Annotated in this window: 25 protein-coding genes and 4 pseudogenes; 16 read left to right on the forward strand and 13 right to left on the reverse strand. The window is 39.2% G+C overall.

Annotation, left to right across the window (positions count from 1 at the left end; all coding sequences use genetic code 11):
• Positions 1-10: 10 nt before the first annotated feature.
• Positions 11-2953 carry an insulinase family protein gene (locus ACX1N5_RS13000; RefSeq protein ID WP_458802586.1) on the reverse strand — a complete coding sequence of 981 codons (2943 nt, stop codon included), beginning with the start codon at positions 2951-2953 and terminating at the stop codon, positions 11-13.
• Between the two features lie 303 nt (positions 2954-3256).
• Here ACX1N5_RS13000 and ACX1N5_RS13005 point away from each other — a divergent pair, with 303 nt between their 5' ends.
• The 8 genes and pseudogenes from ACX1N5_RS13005 to ACX1N5_RS13040 form a co-directional block, all read left to right on the forward strand.
• Positions 3257-3619 carry a hypothetical protein gene (locus ACX1N5_RS13005; protein WP_458802587.1) on the forward strand — a complete coding sequence of 121 codons (363 nt, stop codon included), beginning with the start codon at positions 3257-3259 and terminating at the stop codon, positions 3617-3619.
• Between the two features lie 524 nt (positions 3620-4143).
• Entirely contained in the window at positions 4144-5148 is a 1005-nt protein-coding gene (locus ACX1N5_RS13010) for an adenosine kinase (RefSeq protein ID WP_458802589.1), read from the forward strand.
• Between the two features lie 17 nt (positions 5149-5165).
• On the forward strand, positions 5166-5471 hold the full coding sequence (locus ACX1N5_RS13015; RefSeq protein WP_165494849.1) for a Rieske (2Fe-2S) protein: 306 nt from the start codon (positions 5166-5168) through the stop codon (positions 5469-5471).
• Between the two features lie 7 nt (positions 5472-5478).
• Positions 5479-6114 carry an OB-fold-containig protein gene (locus ACX1N5_RS13020; protein WP_034426237.1) on the forward strand — a complete coding sequence of 212 codons (636 nt, stop codon included), beginning with the start codon at positions 5479-5481 and terminating at the stop codon, positions 6112-6114.
• Between the two features lie 109 nt (positions 6115-6223).
• Positions 6224-6787 carry a 1-acyl-sn-glycerol-3-phosphate acyltransferase gene (locus ACX1N5_RS13025; RefSeq protein WP_458802591.1) on the forward strand — a complete coding sequence of 188 codons (564 nt, stop codon included), beginning with the start codon at positions 6224-6226 and terminating at the stop codon, positions 6785-6787.
• Positions 6788-6895: 108 nt separating this feature from the next.
• Positions 6896-7645: a YebC/PmpR family DNA-binding transcriptional regulator gene (locus tag ACX1N5_RS13030; protein WP_004752261.1), complete on the forward strand. Its 750-nt coding sequence runs from the start codon at positions 6896-6898 to the stop codon at positions 7643-7645.
• 204 nt (positions 7646-7849) lie between these two features.
• Entirely contained in the window at positions 7850-8584 is a 735-nt protein-coding gene (locus ACX1N5_RS13035; RefSeq protein WP_458802593.1) for a COG4705 family protein, read from the forward strand.
• A 236-nt stretch (positions 8585-8820) separates the two neighbouring features.
• Positions 8821-8946, forward strand: a pseudogene (locus tag ACX1N5_RS13040) (IS5/IS1182 family transposase); the annotation flags it as partial.
• 37 nt (positions 8947-8983) lie between these two features.
• Here ACX1N5_RS13040 and ACX1N5_RS13045 read toward each other — a convergent pair.
• Positions 8984-10033, reverse strand: a complete 1050-nt coding sequence (locus tag ACX1N5_RS13045) for an MBL fold metallo-hydrolase (protein WP_458802595.1) — start codon at positions 10031-10033, stop codon at positions 8984-8986.
• A 158-nt stretch (positions 10034-10191) separates the two neighbouring features.
• A pseudogene (locus tag ACX1N5_RS13050) lies at positions 10192-10322 on the reverse strand (IS3 family transposase); the annotation flags it as partial.
• Between the two features lie 344 nt (positions 10323-10666).
• On the opposite strand from ACX1N5_RS13050, the gene ACX1N5_RS13055 reads away from it, so the two are divergent.
• The 5 genes and pseudogenes from ACX1N5_RS13055 (at position 10667) to ACX1N5_RS13075 (ending at position 14205) form a co-directional block, all read left to right on the forward strand.
• Complete coding sequence (locus ACX1N5_RS13055; RefSeq protein ID WP_458802597.1) at positions 10667-11056, forward strand: PAS domain-containing protein; 390 nt, start codon at positions 10667-10669, stop codon at positions 11054-11056.
• Positions 11057-11156: 100 nt separating this feature from the next.
• A pseudogene (locus ACX1N5_RS13060) lies at positions 11157-11251 on the forward strand (transposase); the annotation flags it as partial.
• Between the two features lie 53 nt (positions 11252-11304).
• Positions 11305-12024 carry an ABC transporter ATP-binding protein gene (locus ACX1N5_RS13065; protein WP_458802599.1) on the forward strand — a complete coding sequence of 240 codons (720 nt, stop codon included), beginning with the start codon at positions 11305-11307 and terminating at the stop codon, positions 12022-12024.
• The gene (locus tag ACX1N5_RS13070) at positions 12021-12974 is read left to right on the forward strand and encodes an efflux RND transporter periplasmic adaptor subunit (RefSeq protein WP_458802601.1); all 954 of its coding nucleotides are present in this window, start codon (positions 12021-12023) and stop codon (positions 12972-12974) included. Before ACX1N5_RS13065 ends, ACX1N5_RS13070 begins: the two co-directional genes overlap by 4 nt.
• Before the next feature lie 37 nt (positions 12975-13011).
• The gene (locus tag ACX1N5_RS13075; RefSeq protein ID WP_458802603.1) at positions 13012-14205 is read left to right on the forward strand and encodes an FtsX-like permease family protein; all 1194 of its coding nucleotides are present in this window, start codon (positions 13012-13014) and stop codon (positions 14203-14205) included.
• Between the two features lie 330 nt (positions 14206-14535).
• Here ACX1N5_RS13075 and ACX1N5_RS13080 read toward each other — a convergent pair whose 3' ends face one another.
• Positions 14536-15528, reverse strand: coding sequence for an NAD(P)H-quinone oxidoreductase (locus ACX1N5_RS13080; protein ID WP_458802605.1), 993 nt, complete (start codon positions 15526-15528; stop codon positions 14536-14538).
• 132 nt (positions 15529-15660) lie between these two features.
• On the opposite strand from ACX1N5_RS13080, the gene ACX1N5_RS13085 reads away from it, so the two are divergent.
• Positions 15661-15987 (forward strand): thioredoxin family protein, encoded by a 327-nt coding sequence (locus tag ACX1N5_RS13085; protein WP_131381637.1) that lies wholly within the window; start codon positions 15661-15663, stop codon positions 15985-15987.
• A gap of 410 nt (positions 15988-16397) precedes the next feature.
• On the opposite strand, the gene ACX1N5_RS13090 is transcribed toward ACX1N5_RS13085, so the two are convergent.
• Together ACX1N5_RS13090 and arsH are read right to left on the reverse strand one after the other, a co-directional pair.
• Positions 16398-17456, reverse strand: coding sequence for an ArsO family NAD(P)H-dependent flavin-containing monooxygenase (locus tag ACX1N5_RS13090; protein ID WP_131381639.1), 1059 nt, complete (start codon positions 17454-17456; stop codon positions 16398-16400).
• 476 nt (positions 17457-17932) lie between these two features.
• Positions 17933-18637 carry an arsenical resistance protein ArsH gene (arsH, locus tag ACX1N5_RS13095; RefSeq protein WP_458802608.1) on the reverse strand — a complete coding sequence of 235 codons (705 nt, stop codon included), beginning with the start codon at positions 18635-18637 and terminating at the stop codon, positions 17933-17935.
• Between the two features lie 589 nt (positions 18638-19226).
• Between arsH and ACX1N5_RS13100 the strand changes: the two genes are divergently transcribed.
• Complete coding sequence (locus ACX1N5_RS13100; RefSeq protein ID WP_458802609.1) at positions 19227-19622, forward strand: universal stress protein; 396 nt, start codon at positions 19227-19229, stop codon at positions 19620-19622.
• A 140-nt stretch (positions 19623-19762) separates the two neighbouring features.
• Here ACX1N5_RS13100 and ACX1N5_RS13105 read toward each other — a convergent pair whose 3' ends face one another.
• The 7 genes from ACX1N5_RS13105 to ACX1N5_RS13135 all read right to left on the reverse strand — a co-directional run bounded on the left by ACX1N5_RS13105 (position 19763) and on the right by ACX1N5_RS13135 (position 24240).
• Positions 19763-20002 (reverse strand): thioredoxin family protein, encoded by a 240-nt coding sequence (locus ACX1N5_RS13105; RefSeq protein ID WP_131381642.1) that lies wholly within the window; start codon positions 20000-20002, stop codon positions 19763-19765.
• An 18-nt stretch (positions 20003-20020) separates the two neighbouring features.
• On the reverse strand, positions 20021-21040 hold the full coding sequence (locus ACX1N5_RS13110; RefSeq protein ID WP_458802611.1) for a permease: 1020 nt from the start codon (positions 21038-21040) through the stop codon (positions 20021-20023).
• Between the two features lie 226 nt (positions 21041-21266).
• Entirely contained in the window at positions 21267-21569 is a 303-nt protein-coding gene (locus ACX1N5_RS13115) for a hypothetical protein (protein WP_458802613.1), read from the reverse strand.
• 1 nt (position 21570) lies between these two features.
• Positions 21571-21867 (reverse strand): hypothetical protein, encoded by a 297-nt coding sequence (locus tag ACX1N5_RS13120; RefSeq protein ID WP_458802614.1) that lies wholly within the window; start codon positions 21865-21867, stop codon positions 21571-21573.
• Positions 21868-22899: 1032 nt separating this feature from the next.
• Positions 22900-23100, reverse strand: coding sequence for a hypothetical protein (locus ACX1N5_RS13125; protein ID WP_458802616.1), 201 nt, complete (start codon positions 23098-23100; stop codon positions 22900-22902).
• 20 nt (positions 23101-23120) lie between these two features.
• Entirely contained in the window at positions 23121-23549 is a 429-nt protein-coding gene (locus ACX1N5_RS13130) for a lipoprotein (RefSeq protein ID WP_458802618.1), read from the reverse strand.
• A gap of 322 nt (positions 23550-23871) precedes the next feature.
• Positions 23872-24240, reverse strand: coding sequence for a hypothetical protein (locus ACX1N5_RS13135; RefSeq protein WP_458803639.1), 369 nt, complete (start codon positions 24238-24240; stop codon positions 23872-23874).
• A 334-nt stretch (positions 24241-24574) separates the two neighbouring features.
• Between ACX1N5_RS13135 and ACX1N5_RS13140 the strand changes: the two are divergent.
• A pseudogene (locus ACX1N5_RS13140) lies at positions 24575-24725 on the forward strand (IS1595 family transposase); the annotation flags it as partial.
• Positions 24726-24753: the final 28 nt, after the last annotated feature.

Genomic DNA, 24753 nt, shown 5'->3' on the forward strand with positions numbered 1-24753 from the left:
CTCCAACAGATTAATTGACTTGTTGAATCTCAAAACCTAGTTGTTCCAGTTGTTCTCTCTTCGTGAATGGCGCGACAACCGCTTTTACTGCTTTCTGGTTGAGTAAATACTGCTCTACAACACGTTTTAAATCATCTAATGTGACTGCCAATATTTGTGCACGTAGCTGAGTTCTAAATGCAGGTGAACGTTTATGCAACAAAGCATAACATGCACTAATTGCTTCACCTGCTGGAGAACCTGGTTTATCCATACCAGCAATCAAGCCCAAAATCGCCTCTTCAAGCTGATGCGGTAACTGCGGTGCTGTCATCAACCAATTCAAGCTTGCTTCAAAATCCTGAAAAGTTTCAGTTAGACGCGGGTCGCGGTAGCTATAGAATCGGAATGAACATGCATTGCCATCGTAGCTCGCTCCACCACCATACGCACCACCCTTTTCACGAATGGCACTGTGCAAGAAGCCATTGCGCAAATAACCTGCCAAAACCATAAATACAGCAGCGTCAGGGTGTGATACTTCTACAGCCTTATAGGCGGCCGAACAGAATTGTACGTTGGTCTGAATGAGCCATGCCTGATCCTGCTTAGAATCCTCGCGACATACTGTGCTTAATTCGATTGGCTCACGAGAAAATTTAACTTTATCCCAAACATCCTGTACACGTTCTACCAATACTTGACTGTGCATGTCTTCACAAACCAGCAAGAATTGTTTTGGTGCTTGCAATAACAACTGATGAATATTTTTTAATTCCTGAATAAAATCAGTATAAGCCTGCTCATCTTTTTGAATTTTCTCAATCAGCTCTGCCAGCCAGTTCAATGCACCCAGACCCGTGTTGAAATAATCACGTTCTGCCAAAGCACTCATGTGGCGTGAAGCAATCTGCATGGCATAACTGTGTCCTGAACCAGACAAACGTGACTGCCAGCGTGTCTTACGTTGTTGCAGCAATTCTAAAATGCGGTCTTTTTCATCGAAACGTAGCTTTTCAAATGTCATTTTCAACAAGCTAATCGCATCAAAACGATCTGCTAAAGACTTCGTAGTTAAAGTTAAAAATGCACTGATCTGATTTTTATCGTTCAAACCACTACGTAACGATGCTCCCATGCCCAAACCGCCACTCACAGCAGTTTGTACATGTTGAAGTGCCAAGTAGTCATACTCACCAGCACCAACTTCGCCAACTAAAATTGACAGTAAATTGAAATATGGCGATTGCACTACAGCGTCTGGAATTTCAACAATCACTTGTTGATAATACAAACCATTGGTTCCTGCATGATACAAATGCAATGGCATATCGTGGTTATTGCTAATAATTTCGCGCAGCTCACCTTGTACAATCTGGATTTCCGCAGGAATGTCTTCTAAACCGACTTTAGGTAACAGTTCAAGGTTATCTGGTGTTTCCTGACGCTGTTTTAGCGCTTGTGTATTTTCAAGAATCGCAACACGATCAGCTTCCGTTAAACCTGCTTCAATCTGGTCTAAACGTGCCTGTTCCTGTTGCTGTTCCTGCACTGATTTATTGGCGTCTGGCACTAAAGTAAGCTGTACACGATGCGTGTTATCGAGCAAATAAGTTTGTATGAGGTTAGACAACCACATTGGGTCTTTTAGCTCTTCTTTCACAGCTTCCATAGCAGCATCAACATCCCATACATGTATAGGATCACTGTGATGAATCGCACTACTTAAACCATTTAAAATCAGACTTAAACCATACGGCGTACCATCCCCACCGACTTCACGCTGATGCAATTCAATCTGATGTAAAATTGAATCAACCATCTTGGAATCAACAGGTTTAGAGGCAACTTCTTGCAGTACTTTTAATACGCCTTCTTTAAAAGTTTGAGCATGTTCAGGATCTGAACCCTGTAGCGCACAGTAGAAGGTCATTTCAAAGTTGCTGTCATCGACACCCATAAATGGACCTGTAGAATCAGCATAACCACATGTTTCCAAATAATGACGCAGTGGCGATGCAGAATTTTCCAGTAAAATCCCTTCAACCAGACGCATACCTAAACGCAGTTTAATATCACTGGCTTCGGGTAATAACCACGCAAGTACATGATACGTTTTGTCTTTGAGATCTTCAGCATCGACCGCATACGTTTCAGTGACTTCAATCGGTGCAGCCAACCGCTGCTCTGGAGTCGAGTGTAAAGTTCGCCCTGCCTGGAATTTGTGCAATACCTGAGTTTCGATCTGCTCTTGCAACTCATATGCGGTTTGATCACCAAAGGTCATAAACACGGCGTTACTTGGGTGATAATGCGTTTGATAAAATTCAAGCAGTTCGCCATAGGTCAAATCTGGAATATCTTTTGGATCACCACCAGAGTTGTAATGATAGGTCGTGGTTGGAAATAAATGATGCGCCAGTTGATGGTAAAGCTGATCTGAAGGCGAACTCATTGCGCCTTTCATTTCATTAAAGACCACACCTTTAAATACAGGCTTGCCTTGCTCATCTAGCTCGACCCGAATCCCTTCTTGGGCAAAATCTAAAGGATTGAGGTTTGCAGCAAATGCTGCGTCCAAATAAACTGCAAGCAAATTCTGAAAGTCTTTTTTGTTTTGTGTTGCAAATGGATATGCCGTCCAGTCTGCTGAAGTGAACGCGTTCATAAACGTATTTAATGAACGGCGAATCATTAAAAAGAACGGATCACGCACAGGAAAACGCTCTGAACCACAAAGCGCTGTATGTTCTAAAATATGGGCTGCGCCCTTTGAGTCCATCGGTTGGGTACGGAACGCGACTAAAAATACATTTTCATCATTTTCACTGGCTAAATGATAATGTACAGCACCAGTCACTTTGTGTTTATATTCATAAACATCGATGTCTAAAGCCTCAACATGATGCTGACGTAACAGCTGAAACGCGGGATGAATCGTTTGAGTAATGGTTTCAGTGACATCTACAGTCATGTGCTCTCCTAAATAAAAATCATCATCAATCATATTTTTATATTATGCGACAGATGCTCTAGATTTTCATGTAAAAACTTGAGTATTTTGGTTTTATCTCGTACAACATCAACCAAACAGTAAAAATAATGCAGATTCAAAAATATAAGTTGAGTCACTTGAAGATTCACTCAAAGATTTGATAAGCGCTTAAAAATACGCCATCATCAATGATCTGTTTTTAACAGAAAAACCGATGCATAGATTAAACTCAAACAAAATAAAATCTTAACTTTCACGACAAAACATAAAGTGTAGACGATAATGAAAAAACCTCTTTTATTAACAGCTTTCTGCCTATTTAGCGGTAGCTTGTATGCTAGCCCCAATTGTGACCGTCTCGCCAAAATTGCCGATGACAATGGTGCAATCTATGGCACTAAATACAGCTATACAGTCAAAGGACCTCAGAGTTATCGTAGCTATTTTCATACTGCGCCTTCTGAACAATGCAAAATCAACAATGTGTTTATCATTCCGAAAGATTCAGTGATTGCATATCAAGAATTTAAAAATGAAAATGAGCTATGGCTATATGTCATGTATATCGGTAAGGATGGTATCGATACCGAAGGTTGGGTGAAAGCTAAAGACTTCAAAGTATCAGGGCGAATCAGTCCAGATTAATTGCATAAACCTTGACCCGAGTGATTTCAGAAAAAATTTGAATGTGAAATTGAGAATGCTATCTAACATAGAATAAAGCTCAAATCATTTATCTATACTTGCATTAAAACAGCTTCTGCGGCCTCAACGGTTATGATTTTTAAAGTAGCGAAACCATAACTATGAGTGCATAAAAAAATTAAACTATTTTGAATTAGATCTCTTTCATAATCCCCTTTTATTTATTTCTATATGAGAAAAATGAAGCGAGTAAACTGTTATGTCAGAGATTTATTCTTTTTGATCGGTTTTAGATTTAATGGGGTCTAAACTATAGTTGTTTAGGCTATTTTAGAGCCATTGAATATAACCTTAGAAATGATCAGCACAACGAAAAATCCAGCTACTATTGACTGCTTAATTCATTATTTTTGAATAAAAATCCATTTTTATAATCAAAACCTGAATTTTATTCATCTTAACTACTGTATTGTTTTAGCTTAGTGTAAAATGTTGAGCCTTAAAAACTTGCAATGAGCCCACACATGTCAAAAATTGCCCTTTTTGCACTTGGTAATGCCCTGATTGACCAAGAATTTCAGGTTTCCGATGACTTTTTAGCAACACACAATTTGCAAAAAGGTACCATGCAACTGGCTGATGGTGAGGCTCAGGCACATCTTTATACAAATTTGCAAGCCTCTCAAACACATAAAGGGCAAGCAAGTGGCGGTTCTGCTGCTAATACAACTGTAGCATTCAGCGCTTTAGGTGGTCGTGCCTTTTATGGTTGCCGCGTGGGTCATGATGAACTCGGTCAGATCTACCTTGATGGTTTAAATGAAGCAGGTATTTTCACAGCGCAACAATCTATTAGTGAAGGTGTAACTGGAACCTGTATGGTTCTGATTACTCCAGATACTGAACGCACCATGCATACCTATTTGGGGATTACCGCAGAGCTGTCTGTCGATCAAATCGACTTTCAACCCTTAGAACAAGCACAATGGCTGTATATTGAAGGTTATTTATCTACCAGCGATACTGCCCGCCAAGCGGTTGCCAAAGCACGTGAAATTGCCAAAGCCAATGATGTCAAAATTGCATTGTCTTTGTCTGATCCAGCCATGGTGCAATATGCTCGTACAGGTTTAACCGAGTTATTGGCTGACGGTGTTGATCTATTGTTCTGTAATGAACAAGAAGCACTCATGTTTACCGAAACCACTGAACTTGATGCAGCTTTACAGGTTTTATTACAAAACAATCAAAATGTTGTGATTACTCTAGGTGCAAAAGGCGCATTGGTTGCGAGCCAAAACGAGAAAATTCATGTAGAAGGTCGCAAAGTTAAAGCTGTTGATACCAACGGCGCTGGCGATGCTTTTGCAGGTGCATTCTTATATGCCATTCACCAAGGTTTAAACCTAGAGCAAGCAGCTGAGCTTGCAATTTTAATTTCAAGCGAAGTTGTAGCTCAGTTTGGCCCACGTCTCGCAATTGAAAAATATGCTAGACTACAACAAAGTATCGAACTGGATCTTGCATAATGACTCACAAAATTTGTATGACTGAAGATATTCCTGAACGCGAAGCACGTGCCTTTGACAATGATAAAGGCGAAACTATTTTTGTGACTCAACGCGATGGAATGTTTTACGCATATAAAAACCTGTGTCCACATTTGCAAGTTGAACTTGAATTTCTAGAAAATCAATTTCTGGATCAAGATCAGGAATTTATCCAGTGCTCTACTCATGGCGCGTTATTTAATGTAGAAACAGGTGAATGTATTTCTGGACCATGTCTGGGCGAATCCCTACAAAAAGTAGAGCTTCGGATACATTCAGATGGTGGTATTTACTCGTCTTGAGTTGCTCATGATCAGTTTACATGCCTTTCTGACCAGTTATGAATTGATGCCATTTCACGCCAGTGTGATGGCATTGGTGCTTTTGAGTCTGGTTGAAACAGTCGGGTTTTATTTAGGTGGGCGTCCTTTCGCCTCGTTAAAACATCTGTTTCCACATATCACCAAAACGCCACTGTTAGACATCAAATTTTCAAAAATCCTGATTGTGGTTTTTTTTCTGATTAACTTCAGCTTTGCTGGTTATTTTTTGCAATTGTTCTTTTTTGCATACCAAAACCATTTTGCCCCTGTTGTCTATCTGCTTTTACCCGCACTGGTCATTGCTCTATTCTTTACTGTGTTTATGATTCACTGTTTAGACCAGGTGATTCGACCAAAATTTGAAAGCAAACAAAAAAACCTGATTGGCCGACTTGCAACGATTTGCAACGGCAATGCTCGCCCTGAAAGTACAGCTCAAGCCCGTGTACGCGATGAATATGGTCAATTGCATTATGTACAGGTTCGTTCAGAGTTTGGAGAAATTGAACTCAACTCGCAAATTATTTTAATCCGTAGACGCGAATCTTATTACATCGCTAAAAAAATTGTCGAATCTAATCATTTATTTGACGACGATATGTTTAGCCCTCACGATGCCTAAGCACAACCACAATTTAACTTGTCGAAACCCGATTTGAGTCATACAATCCAGCATCTTTTTTGGCGTTTACCGCCATTTGTCATTAAAATACAAGCTGTAAGGTTATCTCATGAAAAAACAACTTGGAAAGCTCGCCTTTAAACTTTCAGGTTGGACATATCATCTTCAAGACGACATTCTTGAGGACAAACAAGTAATTATTGGTTTTGAACATACATCCATGCTTGATGGTGTCTTATCTATATCACTCTTTCAAATTTTGGGTTTACAAACCCATACCTTAATGAAAAAGGAACTATTTAAAGGTCCTATTGCACCATTACTCAAAGCTGTAGGTGCAATTCCCGTTGATCGCAAAGCCAAACAAGATACTGTTTCACAAATGGTGGAACTTTTTCAAAGCAATAATAAATTTAATCTGGTGATTGCACCTGAAGCCACACGTGCCAAAAATGGTGAACCCCGCAAACCAATCCGCACAGGTTTTTGGCATATTGCCAAAGCGGCAAATGTTCCAATTGTTATGATGTATGCCAACCCTACAACAAAACAAGGGGGCATTATTGGAAAAATTTACCCACATGATTTTGATCAGGACATGCAAACGCTGAAAGGCATGTACAAAGAACTTGCAGGGCTGGATATTATTATTCCAGAACCCAAAAACACATAAGCTTTATAGGGATTTACCGAAATCTTCTTGGTGAAATAAAAGTGATTATGCTAAAATCACGCAGTTTTTTGATCTGGTATAGACCAATCTTTTGAGGAGCATATTTACATGGCGGGTCATTCCAAGTGGGCAAACACAAAGCATCGTAAAGCAAAACAAGATGCCAGCCGTGCTAAAGTTTTTACCAAATATATCCGTGAAATTGTAACCGCAGCAAAGTTAGGCGGTGGCGATGCAGCAAGCAACCCTCGTTTACGTGCTGTGGTTGAAAAAGCTTTATCGGTAAATATGACTCGTGAAGCAATTAACCGTGCCATTCAACGTGGTGCTGGTGGTGAAGATAACGACGATTTAAACGAAGTAACGTATGAAGGTTACGGCGTAGGTGGTGTTGCAGTACTGGTTGAAACCATGACTGATAACTTAAACCGTACTGTTCCAGATGTTCGCCATTGTTTTAGTAAAACCAATGGTAACTTGGGGACTAATGGTTCTGTATCTTACCTGTTTACTAAACGTGGTGAAATTACATTTGAAGATGTGTCTTTAGAAGATAAAATCATGGAAGTGGCTTTAGAAGCAGGCGCAGATGATATCGAAATTGATGAAGACGAAATCTTGGTTATTACCTCACCTGAAAGCTTTGGTGACGTACAAGATGCTTTAACTGCAGCTGGTCTAAAATCTGACAATGCTGAAGTAGTCATGAGCCCATCGACTAAAGCTGAAATTACAGACATCGACCAAGCTAAACAAATCATGAAAATGATTGATATGCTTGAAGATCTAGATGATGTTCAAAACGTTTATACTAACGTTGAATTTTCTGATGATGTGCTTGCACAGTTAGATGCTTAATTCGCTCGCTTCAGCTAAAAACGAGATTTAAAATTTTAAATCTCGTTTTTTTATGCTTATACAATCAACATATGAAACTTAAGCAAAATTAAGAATTATAAAAAAATTAGTATTATCAAAAATTTATTAACCAAATTACATTAAGCTGCAGCTCATATCCGATCTTTACACTATTGCCCATTCATAAGAAGTGGGAATTTACACATGCTGAATAAAGTACCTCAGGTCACTTTAATTTTCTGGATCATTAAAATTGCTGCTACAACACTTGGTGAAACGGCGGGAGATGCCCTCTCAATGTCACTAGATTTGGGGTATATCCTCAGTAGTGCTATTTTTTTCTTGCTCTTCGCTTTTTTTGTGAGTTTACAGATTAAAGCTAAACAATATCATCCATATCTTTACTGGCTCACGATTATTACCACAACAACATTAGGCACAACCATTGCAGATTTTGTCGATCGGTCACTAGGTATTGGGTACTTAGGCGGAAGCCTGATGTTGCTTTCACTGTTATTGTGTTCACTTGCAATCTGGTATTACAGTGATCGCTCTCTTTCCGTGCAAAATATTCAATCCACGAAAACCGAGATGTTTTACTGGGTGACTATTATGTTTTCACAAACGCTAGGAACAGCTTTGGGAGACTGGGTTGCAGACACTCAAGGCTTAGGCTATTTATATTCTGCGATTATTTTTGGCAGCGTGTTATTGCTGCTAACACTGAGCTACTTTTGGACAAAGATCTCACACACTTTTCTATTTTGGAGTGCCTTCATTCTTACTCGCCCATTAGGCGCAGTTTTAGGTGATTTTCTGGATAAACCTATTTCTCATGGTGGTTTAGATCTAAGTCGTTTTGGAGCATCATTCGTTCTTATTTTATTTATTTTTATCTTTATTGTCATTTCCACACGTACTTCAAAAGCAAACGCATAAATCAAAAATAAATAAGGGAGATCACACTGATTTGGTCTCCTTTATTTTAAAATCGCTTGGAGTGAAACCAACGACAGTCCAGTTGCAGAACATTTGATCTCTGAGATAGATCAGGCGGATTATCTGATTGCAGATAAAGGTTATGATTCAGAAAAAATGTGAATATTGGCAAAAAAGCAAAATATTGTGCCAATCATTCCGATAAATCAAATTGTCAGAGAGTAAATAAAGAATTTGATAAGGACTTATATCGCTTAAGGCATTTAATTAAAAATGCCTTTGCGAGATTAAAACAATTCCGTGCGATAACAACCCGATTTGATAAGCCTGCTCGAAATTATCAGTCTGAGGACAAGCTCTAGTGATGATCTAGATCGAAATAAAGATGACTTAGCAAAATCAAGGTGTGTAAGTTTCTATTTTAATGGGCGTTAATAAAAAACTCATTAAGTCTCGGCCCACGACCAATGGACCTTGATAATTTACCCTAGTCCGTTGGATTAACACATCATCAGGAATACCAATAATTTTAGATGAAACTCCATTTACGATGTGACTATATACTGCCAGTTTAGGTTTAGTTTGATTAAAAATTTCACCTGCCTCTCGAGGATTGGTATGGTGAGCATACACTTGTGGCACGGCATGAGTATCTTGAAACTCTGCGACTTCATGGATCAATAAATCTACGCCTTTGCCGTATTTAAGTATATTCGCAGTGGGAATCGTATCACCACTTATCACGACTGAACGTCCAGCATAATCCACTCTATAACCTAGCGCAGGTCGAATAGCACCATGATGGTCATGTTCAACTTTAAAGGCTGTAACGACTACGCCATTTTGATTAAAAACAACACCACCTTCTTCAGGAAATTCATGAGCAACAATATTAGTCGTCTCTTTTTTTAGCTCGCCATCTGCTACCCTGACTCGAATGTCATCCGCATGGGCTATCTTCAACCCTTCTACTAAAGCACGGACGCCAGTTGGTCCATATACATTAAAATCACCTTGACGACCTCCAAAAGCAGGTATGTAGCCTGTCATCCACATATCACTAAGGCCATTGACATGGTCGGAATGATAATGGGTTAAAAAAACACCATCTATCTTTCCTAACGGTATACCTGCTTGAGTTAAACGAATGACTGCCCCTCGCCCTGCATCAAAAACAAGATTATATCCTCCAGCTTGTACCAATGTGGACATACCAAAACGTTGTTCACTAGGGACAGGACTGCCTGTTCCCAATAAAGTTACACGCATTTCATCTTTATTTGGAGCAATATGTGCAGGATGAGTACTGGCAAGGTGCAAATATTCATTATTACTCGTTACTGCTTTGGCTCTGTCTTGTGAAACGAATGTATGGGTATGAGCACAAGCAGTAAATAGTAAAGGTAGAGTGAGACCATAAACTGCTGTTACTATTGTTTTTTTATTCATAACTTTTCCTTGTTTAGCTCTTAAATATCGAGGCTGGAATCTTATATCCTTAATGGTATGACTTTACTCAGAAATAGATTGTCACCTGAATAGCCACCAAAATTATAGACACATATAATCATCTTTTGATGGATCTTTTCATAATCTACTGGAGAACATTAAGTCATTAAGTATTGGAACCATGCCTACGTTTTGAATTGTAGAACATTGCAGTATATTCAAAGACATCAGATCTGGTTCCCATTCTTGATGCGTATATTTTCTTCTTGATTCTTTCGCTCTTTAACAAATGCGAGCTTTAAGCTCGTACTTTGACGTCGTATAACCTGTATGATTTTAATTTTAGAGAAACTTTAAAGTAAATTTTCTATAGAAATACAGTTAGCCCACTTAAATGAACTAACTGATGCCATTTTGCGCCGTCTTCTATTTAAAATAATACTAACCTCTAAGAGAATAGAGCATAAATTAGTGAAAAAATTATAAAAGATGTATTCTAAACACATTTAATAGTTATACAGAACTGATGCTATATGGTAACTCTATTTTTAGCGGTGGTAACACTATACTAAATAGATCTACTGCGTCGCATCCATTAAACCGTAGAGCTTGTATATTAAAAGGAATTATATGATGAATAATAATGAACTTGCTGAATTGATTATAGAACAAACTAATGATGCAGTCATTTATGCAGATAATCATGGCAATATTCAGCGTTGGAATGCTGCTGCTAGCCGATTATTTGGATTTTCTAAAGCAGAAATACTTGGGCAAAGCCTTGATGCGATAATTCCTGAGCGTTCACGTAACGCTCATTGGCAAGGGTTTAATATGGCCATCCAAAATGGAAATCTTAAATTATCAGGCAAACCGACTTTAACCCGAGCAGTTCATAAAGATGTAGATAAAAAACTCTATGTAGAAATGAGTTTTTCTTTAGTTAAAGATAATGATGGTCATGTGCAAGGAAGTGTTGCTATCGCTCGCGATGTGACAGAATCCGTTGCACAAAAAAATTAAAGTAAAAGCTTTCATAAATTAAGTAAATTGTAATAAAAGTGGGCTGCCACCACTCTCCTAGACAAATTTCGTCTAGTCTTTTTGCATGGGAGAGAACACTATGAATGGGCAACGATATACCCCAAAATTTAAAGATGAAGCTGTAAAATTGATACTGAACACGGATATTCTGTTATTGATGTAGCAGAGCGTTTAATTGTTCGGCTCAAACCTAGCTTTCCATAATAAGATATAGGGACAAAAAAATAATGAAATCGAGTCAGGATGTTGCCATCAAGTGTTCTGGTGTTACGAAGGATTATGGTATCGGTGATGCGAAAGTGACCGCATTGCGTGGTATCAATCTTGATGTTTACCGAGGCGAATTGCTCATTCTGGCTGGCCCTTCAGGCTGTGGAAAAACAACTTTGATTTCAATTATTGGCGGTATATTGAAACGCGATGCAGGCAACTGCACGATACTCGGCAAAGACTTGGAAAACATGAATACAGCCGAGCGAGCACGTTTTCGTGGAACTTCGATCGGTTTTGTTTTTCAGAATTTCAACTTGCTCCCTTCATTGACCATCGCTGAAAATGTTGCTGTACCGCTATTAATCAGTGGCGAAGATCGCAAGTTTGCCCTTCAACGTGCTGGGGTCGTTCTTGAGCAGGTTGGACTTTCGGAACGCGAAGATGCACTTCCTAGCCAACTCAGTGGTGGGCAACAGCAGCGTGTGGCAATCGCGCGTGCGCTTGTGCATGAGCCTAAAATCATTATTTGTGACGAACCGACGAGTAATCTGGACCATGCTACTGGGCATGCCATGATGGAGATCCTGCGAAATGTAGCGCAAGCTCCAGACCGCGCACTGGTCGTCGTAACACATGACACTCGCATTTATGAGTTCGCAGACCGCATTGCCTACATGGATGATGGGAAGATTGCCAAAGTAACTATTGAAACTGAAGAGGTGCAAGCGAAATGATGCGTAAATATTTGCTCCCGATACTCGCACTGATTGGTCTACTTCTTGCCGTCGCGATAGTACTGATCGGTAATAGGCAATCATCAACATCTCAACCAGTAGTGCAGCCGCCAAAATCACCGTTTGAAAGCTTTGTTGCTGGGGCTGGTATTATCGAAGCAAGCACTGGAAATATTGTTGTCGGCACGCCTGTATCAGGTGTTGTGGTTGAGCTCTATGTACATGAAGGTAGCCCAGTGGAAGTTGGTGATAAATTGTTTAAGATTGACGATCGCGAACAGCAAGCACAACTTATCCCCGCAGTGGCGAAAATCTCAGAAATTGCTGCGCGTTTGGCACAAGCCAAGAGCCAATTTGGACTTGCGAACAGCTTATCGGATAAACGCGCAATCAGTGTTGAGGAGCTAAATAATCGGCGCTTTGCAGTCATGCTTGCCAAAGCTGAGCTGGCATCAGCTCAAGCGCAGGTCAAACAAATTCAGATGGATATTGAACGATATACCGTACGTGCGTTAGTCCGTGGCCGAGTATTGCAAAACAAGATACGCATCGGCGCATTCATGCAAGGTGGTGCTCCGAGTGACTCTTCAATGTTGCTCGGGAATGATAATCGACTATTCGTACGTGCTGACATTGATGAGAATGATGCTTGGCGGATTCAACCAGGTGCACGTGCTGTGGCATTTGTACGTGGCAATCCAACGCTACACACTGCACTGAAATTTGAACGAGTTGATCCGTATGTATTGCCTAAAACCTCGCTAACGGGTGATAGCACCGAGCGGGTCGATACCCGTGCCTTGCAGGTTATTTATAGTTTTGATCACACCACTTTGCCGATCTACGTTGGGCAGCAAGTCGATGTGTTCATTGAGACCAAAGCGAGTAAATCTTCGAATGGCACACATCCTCAATCCACGTCAACGCCATCTTCCATGAAGATATCGTAATGATCCTGTCAGCCTGCATGCATGAAGGAGTACCAAAATGTTACGTATCGCCTTAAAAATGCTGCTCGGTGATCGTGCCAAATACGTGGGTTTAATCTTTGGGATTACCTTTACATCATTCTTGGTGACATTTGCTGCATCGTACTTCGCAGGAATTATGACGCGCGGTTATGCACCGATTGCTGAAAATAGTACAGTCGATGTCTGGGTGATGGATCCTGCCGTCACTTCAGTTGAGCAAACGACCAATATGTCGCTACAAGCATTGGCAAGAGTCCGCAGTGTCGCAGGAGTACAGTCAGCGGTACCACTTATGTTTGCCACGGCAGATGTCCGTTTTCCAGACGGGCGTTACCAACCCTTTCAGGTTATTGGTGTTGATGATGCAACCTTGATCGGCATGCCATCTATCCAAAATGATGTAATGCCTAGCTTGCTGCGAGTACCTGATGCCGTGGTGATTGATGCAGGAGGAACTAGCGGTAAGCTGGAAACCTCATTTCAAAGTTCAGTTCAATCGCCACGTGGAAAATTGGATTTTGATGCGCCAACCCGCGAACTGGCAATAGGTGATGAATTACTTGTCAATGATCACAGCGTGCGGATTCTCGGTCAATCACAAGGGCTTCCCCGATTCCCACCTCGTCCATTGCTATATACGACTTTTTCGAACGCGACTCGAATTTTACCACCGGAACGACGTCGGCTCACATTCGTGCTTGTAACCGCTGCACCGAAGGTGAGCCCCGAAGACTTGGCGATTCGCATTGAGTCGGCAACGGGTTTGCGTGCGCGTACGTCTGCAGATTTTAAATCCGATACGGTTAATTGGTTTCTGGTTAACTCTGAAGATGTGGGCGATATCGCAGCAATGCTTACTTTGGCTATGTCAGTTGGCTTTGGCGTAACAGGAGTAATGCTCTACATGTTCACCAATGAAAACCTGCGTAATTATGCTGTACTCAGTGCGATGGGTGCCACACCGAGGCTTCTTTTGACGATGGTGTTCGCTCAGGCTGGTCTATGCGGGCTGCTTGGAACTGGTCTCGGGCTTGGACTCTGTGCCATTATCGGGCAGTTGGCAATCATGGCTGGGTATCCGTTTCGAATGATGTGGTTCACGCCTTTGCTGGGTGCGATGACTGTTGTACTAGTTTGCATGGTTGCCGCTGCGTTGAGCGTGCGCCCTGTATTGAAGCTGGAACCAAGCCAGGTATTTTCTGGACGTTGAGTGGGGTTTGTTAGATGTGCATGGTTAGGTAGATATGAAAGGTATCTATTAGCAAACAAAGTTGGATTAAATTTATTCAGATGCAGCCATTCGCAGGCTGCGTCTGTTGTAACAATCAAACGGATTTCACGTTTTTTGACTGCAGATTTAATCACTTCACAATTAATACTATTGAATTGTTCATCTCTAAATAGCCAACTTTTACCAACACCTGCATCGCCTTTTTCAGATTCAAGAAGTAAGCGAAACTCTCTTTCTTTGATTTCAGGGCTATATGGAGAATGTTGGCCATTGTAGAACATCTCGATTGTACTAGCTCACTGAACTGGTTTAAATCACTTGCACCACAATCTTACCGACATGTTCGCCAGTATCCATTGCCATGTGTGCCTGTTGAATTTCTGCAAACTTGAAAGTTTTGTAGATCATTGGCAAACATTGCCCTTGAGCCAATAACGGCCATACATGCTGTTGCAAACCTTGTGCAATTTCAGCTTTTTCTGCAGTATTCCGCGCACGCATAGTCGAACCAGTAATGGTCAGGCGCTTCATCATGATAGGTCCCAGTTTGGCATCTTTGACCTTGGCACCACCCAAGAATGCGATATACACCAAGCGGCCATCCTTACGCAGTAAATTCAGATTACGCTCCCAATACGGTGCCCCCACAATATCAAGAATCACATCAACACCGTGATTGTCGGTTTTTTCATTGATATAACTTTCAAAATCCTGAGTTTTATAGTTAATCGCATCCGTCAAATGGGCAATCGCCTGAACTTTGTCTTGTGAACCTACTGTGGCAAAAGTCTTGATACCCAAAGCCTGACATAGCATCAAAGCCGTGGTACCAATACCACTACTACCCCCATGAATCAACACAGTTTCACCCACTTGGGCTCTGCCCATCTGGAACAGGTTCGCCCAAACTGTAAAGAAGGTTTCCGGAATCGCTGCGGCGTGAGTAAAGCTGACGCCTGTCGGAATGCTCAATGTTTGACTGGCTGGCACCACGCAATATTCGGCATAGCCACCACCATTGGTCAAACCACAGACCTTATCCCCTACTTTAAACTCGGTTACTTCACTGCCTACCGCTTCCACAACACCTGCGACTTCCAGACCCGGCACCGGTGTTACGCCTTTCGGCATTGGGTATAAACCTTGACGTTGCAGAATATCCGGACGGTTCAGACCAAAAGCATGGACTTTAACCAAGACTTCATTGGCTGCAGGTACTGGAATATCTGTGGTTTGTATTGCAAGTTTTTCCGGGCCACCCGGTTCAGTAATAACAACCTGTTGCATTTGTGTCTGTGCCATTCACTCGATTCCTTGTTTGCTCTATTTTTTTCAACCTTGATTTAAACATAAACACTGGCAGGAAAAAACACATCAGAACCAGTTATAATCCAAAATCAGATCTCGGCACCATTTGGTCATCAGGAGTAATGCATGACAAACATCGTAGAATATAACGAAGATAATTTTTCTGACTTTGAACGTTATGAAGGCGTTGCCATGATTGGTTTTTATGCGCCTTGGTGCGAGTCTTGTGGACTACTAAATTTACGTCTGCAGCAGTTGGCTGCACAATTTGACGACGTTAAATTTGGTCAGGTGAATGTCGATCAGGCACCCATTGTGACCCTACGCTACAATGTATATGGTTTGCCAACGGTTCTACTTTTTAAGAATGGCGTGATTATTGAACGAATCGCGGGGTTGCAATCCCTAGCGCGTTATGCAAAAGCCATCCGCACTGCACTGGCTGACGAGTAAATTCTACTCATCCACAGCCTAAAGTGGGTTAAAAGTTTCAGGAATTATTAGGGCGTATCCTCATTTGAAAACATAGTTTTAAAGGTTTAAAAGAGTTCTTTAAACTCTTTTAATTTGTATATTTTTCAATAGCATGCATCCTATTCAAAGATGATATTTGGCAATAGATTCAATGCACAATACTGTTTCATGGTTGTTATTGTTCAAAGAACAGTAGGAATATCATGGAAGCGATCTTATGGAAGCGATCTTATGGAAATTACGTACAGTTACAACATGGCATGATATTCCTGAAGAGTTTTGTCCTTGGCAAATAAAACATATAATCGGTTTAATCGTTAGGCAGTTAAGGAATGTTTATAATTCTTGAAGCGACCTACGATCAGAGGTTGATGCAACATAAGTCAAATTCAGTCAAGAAATTCAGAAATTTCTTCAGCAGTTGTTCTCGCTGTTCTTGAAACACCAACCAGTGTTGCTGAACCTAGCCCAGTCCATTCTCCATATCCGACTAACCACAGATTAGGTTGTTTGACTGACCTTGTTCCTTCAACCAGTATCGTATTGTTTTCCTCTAAGATCCCAAGAGATTTTAAATGCTCTAAGGCCGCTTTAAATCCAGTACACCAAATCACTGCATCAATCTGTTGAGAAGAGCCATCTTCCCAAATTACACCATTTTCAGTAAATATAGAAAATGGAGGCTTGCTATGCAAAACTCCTCGTGCGCGTGCCTCTTTAACTGAGTCAATCATAACAATATCGCCCAATCCTCCAATTGGTTGATCTACTGTACGACCTTCTAGTTGAGCCTTTAAACGTTCTGTTGCACGTAAAAATAGTACACGCCCATCCACATCATCTGCTAAAAATTGAGGAGGTGTTGGTGTAATCCAAAGTGTATTTGCCACTTTAGACACCTCTGCCAAAATTTGCGCACCAGAATTTCCACCACCGACAATCATCACGTTTTTATTTTTGAAGGTTTCTGCATTTTGGTAATACGCAGAATGTAATTGTAGTCCTTTAAAATTTTCCTGACCTGGATACGATGGAATATAAGGGTGACTCCATGTACCAGTTGTATTCACTACAGCCTTGGCTCGCCATGATCGTTCACCTGCATAGACTCTTAAGAGGTCTCCCTCAACCTCGACACGATCAACATGCACAGGACGAATCACTGGAAAATGATAACGTTGTTCATATTGTCCTAGGTATTCAATGACTTCATTACGAGTCGGATAGGTTTGCTCGGTCTCTGGCATCATCCAGCCTGATAATGAACTCCAGCTATTTGGTGAAAACAGTCTCAAAGAATCCCATGTATGTAACCATGCACCACCCGCCTGTGCCTGCTCATCTAAAATGATAAAAGACACACCTTTGCGCTTTAAAAAATAAGCTGTAGCTAGTGCTGCCTGCCCCCCGCCAATGATGATAACGTCTGTTTCTCTTGTTATTGACATTTTTTCTTTCCCACAACTTCATTATTATCAAAAGTATATATCTATCTTGGTAGTTCTGCCTAAAAAACCAATATCAGGATGAACTGATATTAGGCATGTACAGCATTACCTTTCTATATTCGAGAGCAGAAAAAATGAGAGTGTTACTTCTATTTTCGGCATCTAAAGCTAACATGTAGCCAGCTCCACCTTTTGTAGCTGAATATAGCGTTTCATAACTCAAACATACTGGTGTTTGGCTTATGATCAACGGGTGCGTATTCAAACTGATTTCATTTATTATAGTTATAGACCAGTTTAGTACCCATTCAATTGGTGGTGGTCAATTGATCGCCGATTTGCATAACAGCAATCGACGATGGTTTTCAATTGGCAGATGCTGATTACCGCTGCACTATAATCAACAGCCCCCAAAGAGCCTAACTGAAATAATGCATTTTGAATGGCATGTTGGGATTTTTATATTCTCTAACAGATTAGATGTTACGTTGATTGACGCGTTTAGATAACTCTTCAGCCGATTCCTTACGTTCCGAATAACGATTGGTTAAGTAGGCACTTTGACCACGCGTTAACAAGGTGAATTTATATAACTCTTCCATGACATCTACAATACGGTCATAGTAAGCAGATGGTTTCATCCGACCATCTTCGTCAAACTCTAAAAAGGCTTTGGCTACGGATGACTGGTTCGGAATCGTGATCATACGCATCCAGCGTCCGAGAATACGCATCTGATTCACCGCATTAAAGGATTGTGAACCACCACAGACCTGCATCAAGGCCAAGGTTTTTCCTTGAGTAGCACGAATCGCACCAGCTGCGAGTGGAATCCAGTCAATCTGTGCTTTTAAAATGGAACTCATCGAACCATGACGCTCTGGGGATGACCAAACCATGCCCTCAGCCCAAGCCAGTAGCTCATGTAATTCCTTCACTTTCGGATGGTTCATATCCGCATCTTCAGGTAACGGTAAGCCTTTCGGATGAAATATTTTCACTTCCGCACCAAAGTATTCCAAAATATGTCCCGCTTCGAGTACCGCCAGACGACTATAAGAACGTTCACGATTCGAGCCGTAAAGTAAAAGAATACGCGGTGGATGATCAAGTTGCTTGGCTTGCACCTGCTCAAAGGTTAGCTTTTCCAGCAAATCAAGATCAATATTTAGCAGTGTCATTCGCTTTCCTTTCCCATAATTTAAGCAAAATATTTTTTCAGCCAGAAAGATACACCGATCAAAGAAATCAGCACTGGCACTTCACCAAAAGATCAATCATGGTGATCATAAGCCTGTCCAAAAGTTGCAATCGCTACAGCCAGTGAAACTCAAAGTTATTACCTGTGACAGTAAATAAAACCACGGTCGTTTTGGGTAATCATGTCCTCATTGGCTTTGATTGACAATCATTTAACAAGCCATTGAACTCAATAGAGCTAGATGATGTGAAATTTTTAGTTGACTCACTTGCAGTTTGTCTATGACATCAAAACACATTGCTCATTACTTTCTGCAATCAGCAGAATAATACTGAGACATATCTCACCCGATAAACCTTTAAAAAACTGAACGTAGTCCACAATTGATTCCATTCTATATATTCAAACATCCATATATCCACATATATAGTAAAGAGTATAAGTTAAAAACTTATAATTGAGGATTATAATGCAGCTAGAAAAATATCGATTTAAAAAATTGTCTGCTTTTCTCAGCTATGTTATCAATAAAGAAAATTTTAACGATTAAAAACTTTAAGGAATATCGAATGATTAATAAAAACATTTTAGTTCCAATTGACGGTTCTGATCAGGCACTAGCGGCAGTCAAACAGGCTGCTATTATGGCGACTGCCCTAGATAGCAAGCTAATGCTTATCAGCATTGTCGAAGAGAACCCATTTTCCAACACCGATTTTTATTATTTCGGTGCAGATGCAACAACGATGAAAGCATTTTTTGATGATGCCTGCCACAATGCCACAGATGCTTTAGCAAAAGCAGAGAAATTATGTGTAGATCTCGGTGTAAATGAAGTTGAAACCAAACTCATTAAAGCAGAAGTCTCAGCTAAAACAATTCTCAATGTGGCTGAAGAGTTTGATATTGCCCTGATTATTATGGTGTCTCATGGGCGTAAAGGTATTCAAAAATTAGCGCTGTGAAGTGTCGCAGAAGAGGTATTAAAATTGTCACAAATACCCGTATTAATCGTTAAGTAATAACCAATAGATTGCGATTTATAAGATAAAGAACCAATAGTTAAGACTTCTGGTTCTTTATCAATCAAAGTGAGCGGCTTAAATTACTTATTTTTTTCAATCAGTTCAGCCACCGCCTGAGCTTCCAACACTTTACCGCTCGACACAATTTTATTATCAATAATGAGACCAGGTGTACTTAACAGACCTGTTTCCGCGATTTTCATCATATCGGTCACGTATTCAATTTCAGCTTGTACACCACTGCTCTTCACGGCTTCTTCTGTTGCGGCCAAAAGCGCCTTGCATTTACGACAACCTGTACCAACGACTTTAATTTGCATGTTGTATTCTCCAATGTTTTATATAAGCCAGTAACCCACCGTATTTAAACTATAACCAATAATTAAAATTCCGACGAATATAATCGCGACAAATAAGTTAAGTAAAGGAAGTTTTACAACCTGCTTTAACAGAATCAAGGAAGGTAGGGAAAGTGCTGTAACGGCCATCATAAAGGCCAAGACCGTACCTAGTCCTACTCCTTTCGCGACCAATGCTTCAGCGATAGGTAAAGTGCCAAAAATGTCCGCATACATCGGTATGCCTACGGTAGTCGCAATCAGTACTGAATACCAGTGCTCTTGACCAAGAAGAGCTGTAATCCACTGTTCTGGAATCCAGTTATGTATCGCTGCGCCAATTCCTACCCCAATTAATACATAAAGCCAGACTTTACTGAAAATTTCGGCCACCTGCTCCCAAGCAAATGCTCGTCGCTCTTTAGAAGTCATGGTGAAATCTTCTTCACTCTGTATAGCATGCTGCTGAGTCACAAATTCAGCTACATACTTTTCCATTTTTAAATAACTAATCAAGGAACCGCCCAGCACTGCTAGCACCAAACCCAGCAATACATAGACCATTGCAATTTTCCAGTTAAAAATACTGGCCAACAAAATAATTGAGGCTAAATCAACCAATGGCGAGGAAATTAAAAATGAAAAAGTTACACCAACTGGTAACCCAGCACGGGTAAAGCCAATAAACAGCGGAATTGAAGAACAGGAACAAAACGGCGTAATCGTTCCAAGTAATGCCCCCATGATATTGGCTTTCATTCCAGTCATTCGACCTAGAATCTGTCGGGTACGTTCAGGTGGGAAATAACTCTGAATATAAGATAGTGAATAAATGAGCACTGACAGTAGAATAAAAATCTTAAAAACATCATAGATAAAAAAATGAATACTGCCACCGATCCGAGTCTCGACTGATAATCCAAATACCTCGTCAAGGAACCAGCGCACTCCTCCTGAAAGCCAAGTCATTTTGAGCAGGACATTATTTAGCCAAGCAAAGATCGCAATAATGTGTTCCATTTAAAACTCCTGATCTTGGGGAAATATTGTGCTTATGTAAATAAATATAGTTCTTAGGCACGTACAAGATAAGTGAATAATGTATCTAGCAACTATCTTTTCTTACGTTGACCAAGCCGATTCAGTCAAGCATTTCATGTAATGTGATAAAGTAAACGTATGATAGCCCTAGGTCTTAATTGTGAGTGTCCGTTTCAATTAGGGGGTAATACATTATTATCGCACTTCATGTTTGAATCTGCTCTTTTACTAGAGTGACAAATTCATTTATTAGTTGCAACGCTTCTTCTTTATACTTCCTCTTCCACTTTGCCTCCCATTTCCTTGGCATCCCGTCAGATTCCCACTCATCTAAAGCTAACGCATTAATTATTTCTAGTTCAAACCATTTATTCTTAAGTATTTTAATTTCATCAACACTAATATCAATATCATCAAAAATGAACTCAATTTTTTTCACAAATTGAGAAAAAGAAAATATATTATTCGCAGCAAAATCTATGTTTTTTTGAAAATCAAGAATATTCATTTTATTCACTATACTTAACAGTAACTACTTTACCTTGTGAATTAGTTATAACAGATACATTATTAACTTTATCATAATATATTTTTGTTCCTCCTCTACTATACGCCAATACAGCCCCAAGGGTCGCATGTGAAGCTAATTGGGCTGCGGTATTTTTATCTTCACCATGCCTAAAGGATTCACCCATTAACTGAGATGCATAGGGTGCTAAAGTATTAGTGATGACTTGCAAGTCAGTCTGTCCACCTAGTGCTCCTGTAATCGCAAGCATTAAAACTTGAATCTTATCTCCACCCATACCTCAGTCTTAGGCTCGATCCGATACAGCTTGGTAACTCGGTGAGTTATTTTTTAGAATTTGCTGTTTTTCATTCGGATTTGTCTTATTTGGATAATGGAATACAATCTAAAGGTTCATAAATATAAAATATACGCTTTTGATCTTTAAATCTCTCTATCCTTTTTAGTTTTATTGAAGCAGAATTTTGGCATTTGTAGTCATTAAGAATTTCCCCATCCTTTTCAAATAAATATTGAGATTCAACTTCACCTTCATAATCCACTTTAAATCCATCCCGATATAACTTAACACCATTTTTATAAAATGTAATTTTCTCAAAATCTTTATTTGAAAGAGATATTAATGCATAATCCTAGCTAAAATTCGTCAAATTTGATAACTTTATTACTGTTGAGTTTTCATGCATGAGTACGTCACTATCAAATCTTTTCTGTAAAAATAAGTAATATATAATAATTAGAACAATCACGATTAAAATAATTTGGAGACCTTTTTTCATTGTTTAATCCCCATAAAAATTGCAGTACTACTACTTTTTACCTTTTGACGTGTTTCACGTTGATTTTGCATCTCAATACCAGCACCTGTTTGATCTAAAATCTTTAGCTTACGTTTAGCTAACTCTATTGAGGATAGTTCATAAATTCATAACTCTCCCCATTTTCAAGAATATTCTTCTCAATTACTTTTTTTATTTTTTTCATTATTTTATCTCCTTCATTGAAATAATTTTAAATAATTCAGGATTAGTATAGGGCGATTTATCTACAAAATTCATTTGCTAGGCATGACTAGGCAAAGCTTGTCTGGTCTTATAGTCATACATAGAGCCAGCATTTCCTTCTCTAATGCCTACATCAGGCTGTACCTCAAATTCAACAACATAGAACTTAGATGCAGCAACAAAACCAATGACATTAATATTAATGATAAAATTATACCTATTAAAAAAGATATAATTAACCTAAACTTCAGGTATTGTACCAGTAATGGTACAGCATCTTGCTCCACCTGAAGTTATATATAGTATCAAATCGGTTCTACTTTTTTAAAGTCTGGTACACCTTTACACTTTTTTAAATATTCATTTTGTTCTTCTGATTTTAAATACTTAAAATTATCTGGGTGTATCGCACAATCTTCGTAGTAATAATCACTTAGAATAGAGCAACCCGATAAAAAGTTAATAATCAAAATAATAACAACACACTTAAATTTAAAGTTTTTCATACTTCTTCACCTAATCAAAATTAAAGTATTGGTATATCGAAGACTGACTGACATCCTGGCATTTTTTTACTTTCACCAAAACAAACAGTCGGATGATTTCTTTTTATGCCACGAGGATAAAACTTAAATCCATGATCTAAATAACATTGCTCTTGTAATTTAGAAATATTTTGACTATTTTCACTTGTCAGTATTTTAATAATATTTTTTTGCTTATCCGAAGTAATTTCACTAAATTTTTTAACTCCTATTACAGAATTTATAGCCATATCAGAACACTTAAGTGCTATTTTATCTGCATCAACTTTAGATAAATTCGGATGTACCCATAACTCCTCATCTGTTGCATAATCATTATTCCACCAGTTTCCTGTTGCAAATAACACTCCACAACCAGTTAAGGAAGTGCCTAATAGTAAAACAAGTATAAAATTAATAATGTTTTTCATTAAAGTTCTTACCTTCTGCTTCTTTTACATTTAGTCTTATGCGTGCGGATGTTGATTTATCAACATACCGAAGAAATTCCAAAGAGTACATTTGCTGATGTATTTAAGCTTTTACTTTTTTTATAATTAGCCAACATAGTTTGAGATTTTTGGATATTCGCTTCAATCGTATTGCAATCATTCATGTTATTTAAATCGCTATTCTCTGCTTTATAAATTGGTGTTACAGGTGATAAATTAGAATTTGTAGTACATGCAACTACTAATAGCAAGACAGGCAATAACGTCATTAATTTAAAGATTTTTATCTATTTCCTATAATTTAATTACAAAAACCTGTTGGTTTCCCATTGATTGTACAGTTTTCGTAATTACTAATAACATAACCCTTATTTTTCATGCAATTATCAATACGAATACGACGCGGTGTTACTTCTGCATCTGTCATATTGGGATATAGTGCATTACTATCCAAATTACCTTCATTATAGTTTATAACTCCACAAGAAAATATATCTCGCTTACGTTGCTCAACATCGGTATGCCCTATAGTGTCACTTTTTTGATAAGCCTGAATTACTTTATAACCATTATAAGTATCTGGACTATATTTAGGAATGACCCGTATAGGGACACAGCCATTTAAAAATAAAGCGATTCCTAAAATGAATACCATTTGATTGTTCATCATTATTTTCCTAGTGACAAAAGAAATTGCACAGTATTAGAATCTAACAAATCTGCCAAGGCAAAAGGTGCAGCAACTGGAATGGCTGTTACTGTCGTTGCCGTAGATGCGGTATTTTGAAATGTAGTACGATTGGTAGAGGTATTTCCATCTTTTCCATACCATCCATATTTGAGCGATTTTAACGATCCTATAAAGTAACATTAAATACTGTAATCGTGAATTTTGGGCATTATTATAATGGGTCACTGTGTTCAAAATATTTCATGTTGAGGTAATTGAACTTTCAGGATAATGTGTTGCGATTCAAACTATTTTTCAGCTAGTCGAACCATTCAATGGCATTGAAAATTTATGGAACCAAGCAAAAAGAATTTTAAGAAAATACATGGACTTCCTAAAAAATCTTTTTACCTGTTTCTGAAATATGTGAGTTTAAATTTAAGTATGGCAGTTTAAAACATCTGTTAAAAACTTTACGACTTTAGACTGGCATTTATAAACCTGATCTGGCAT

The organism is Acinetobacter sp. ANC 4636 (genome assembly GCF_054454555.1).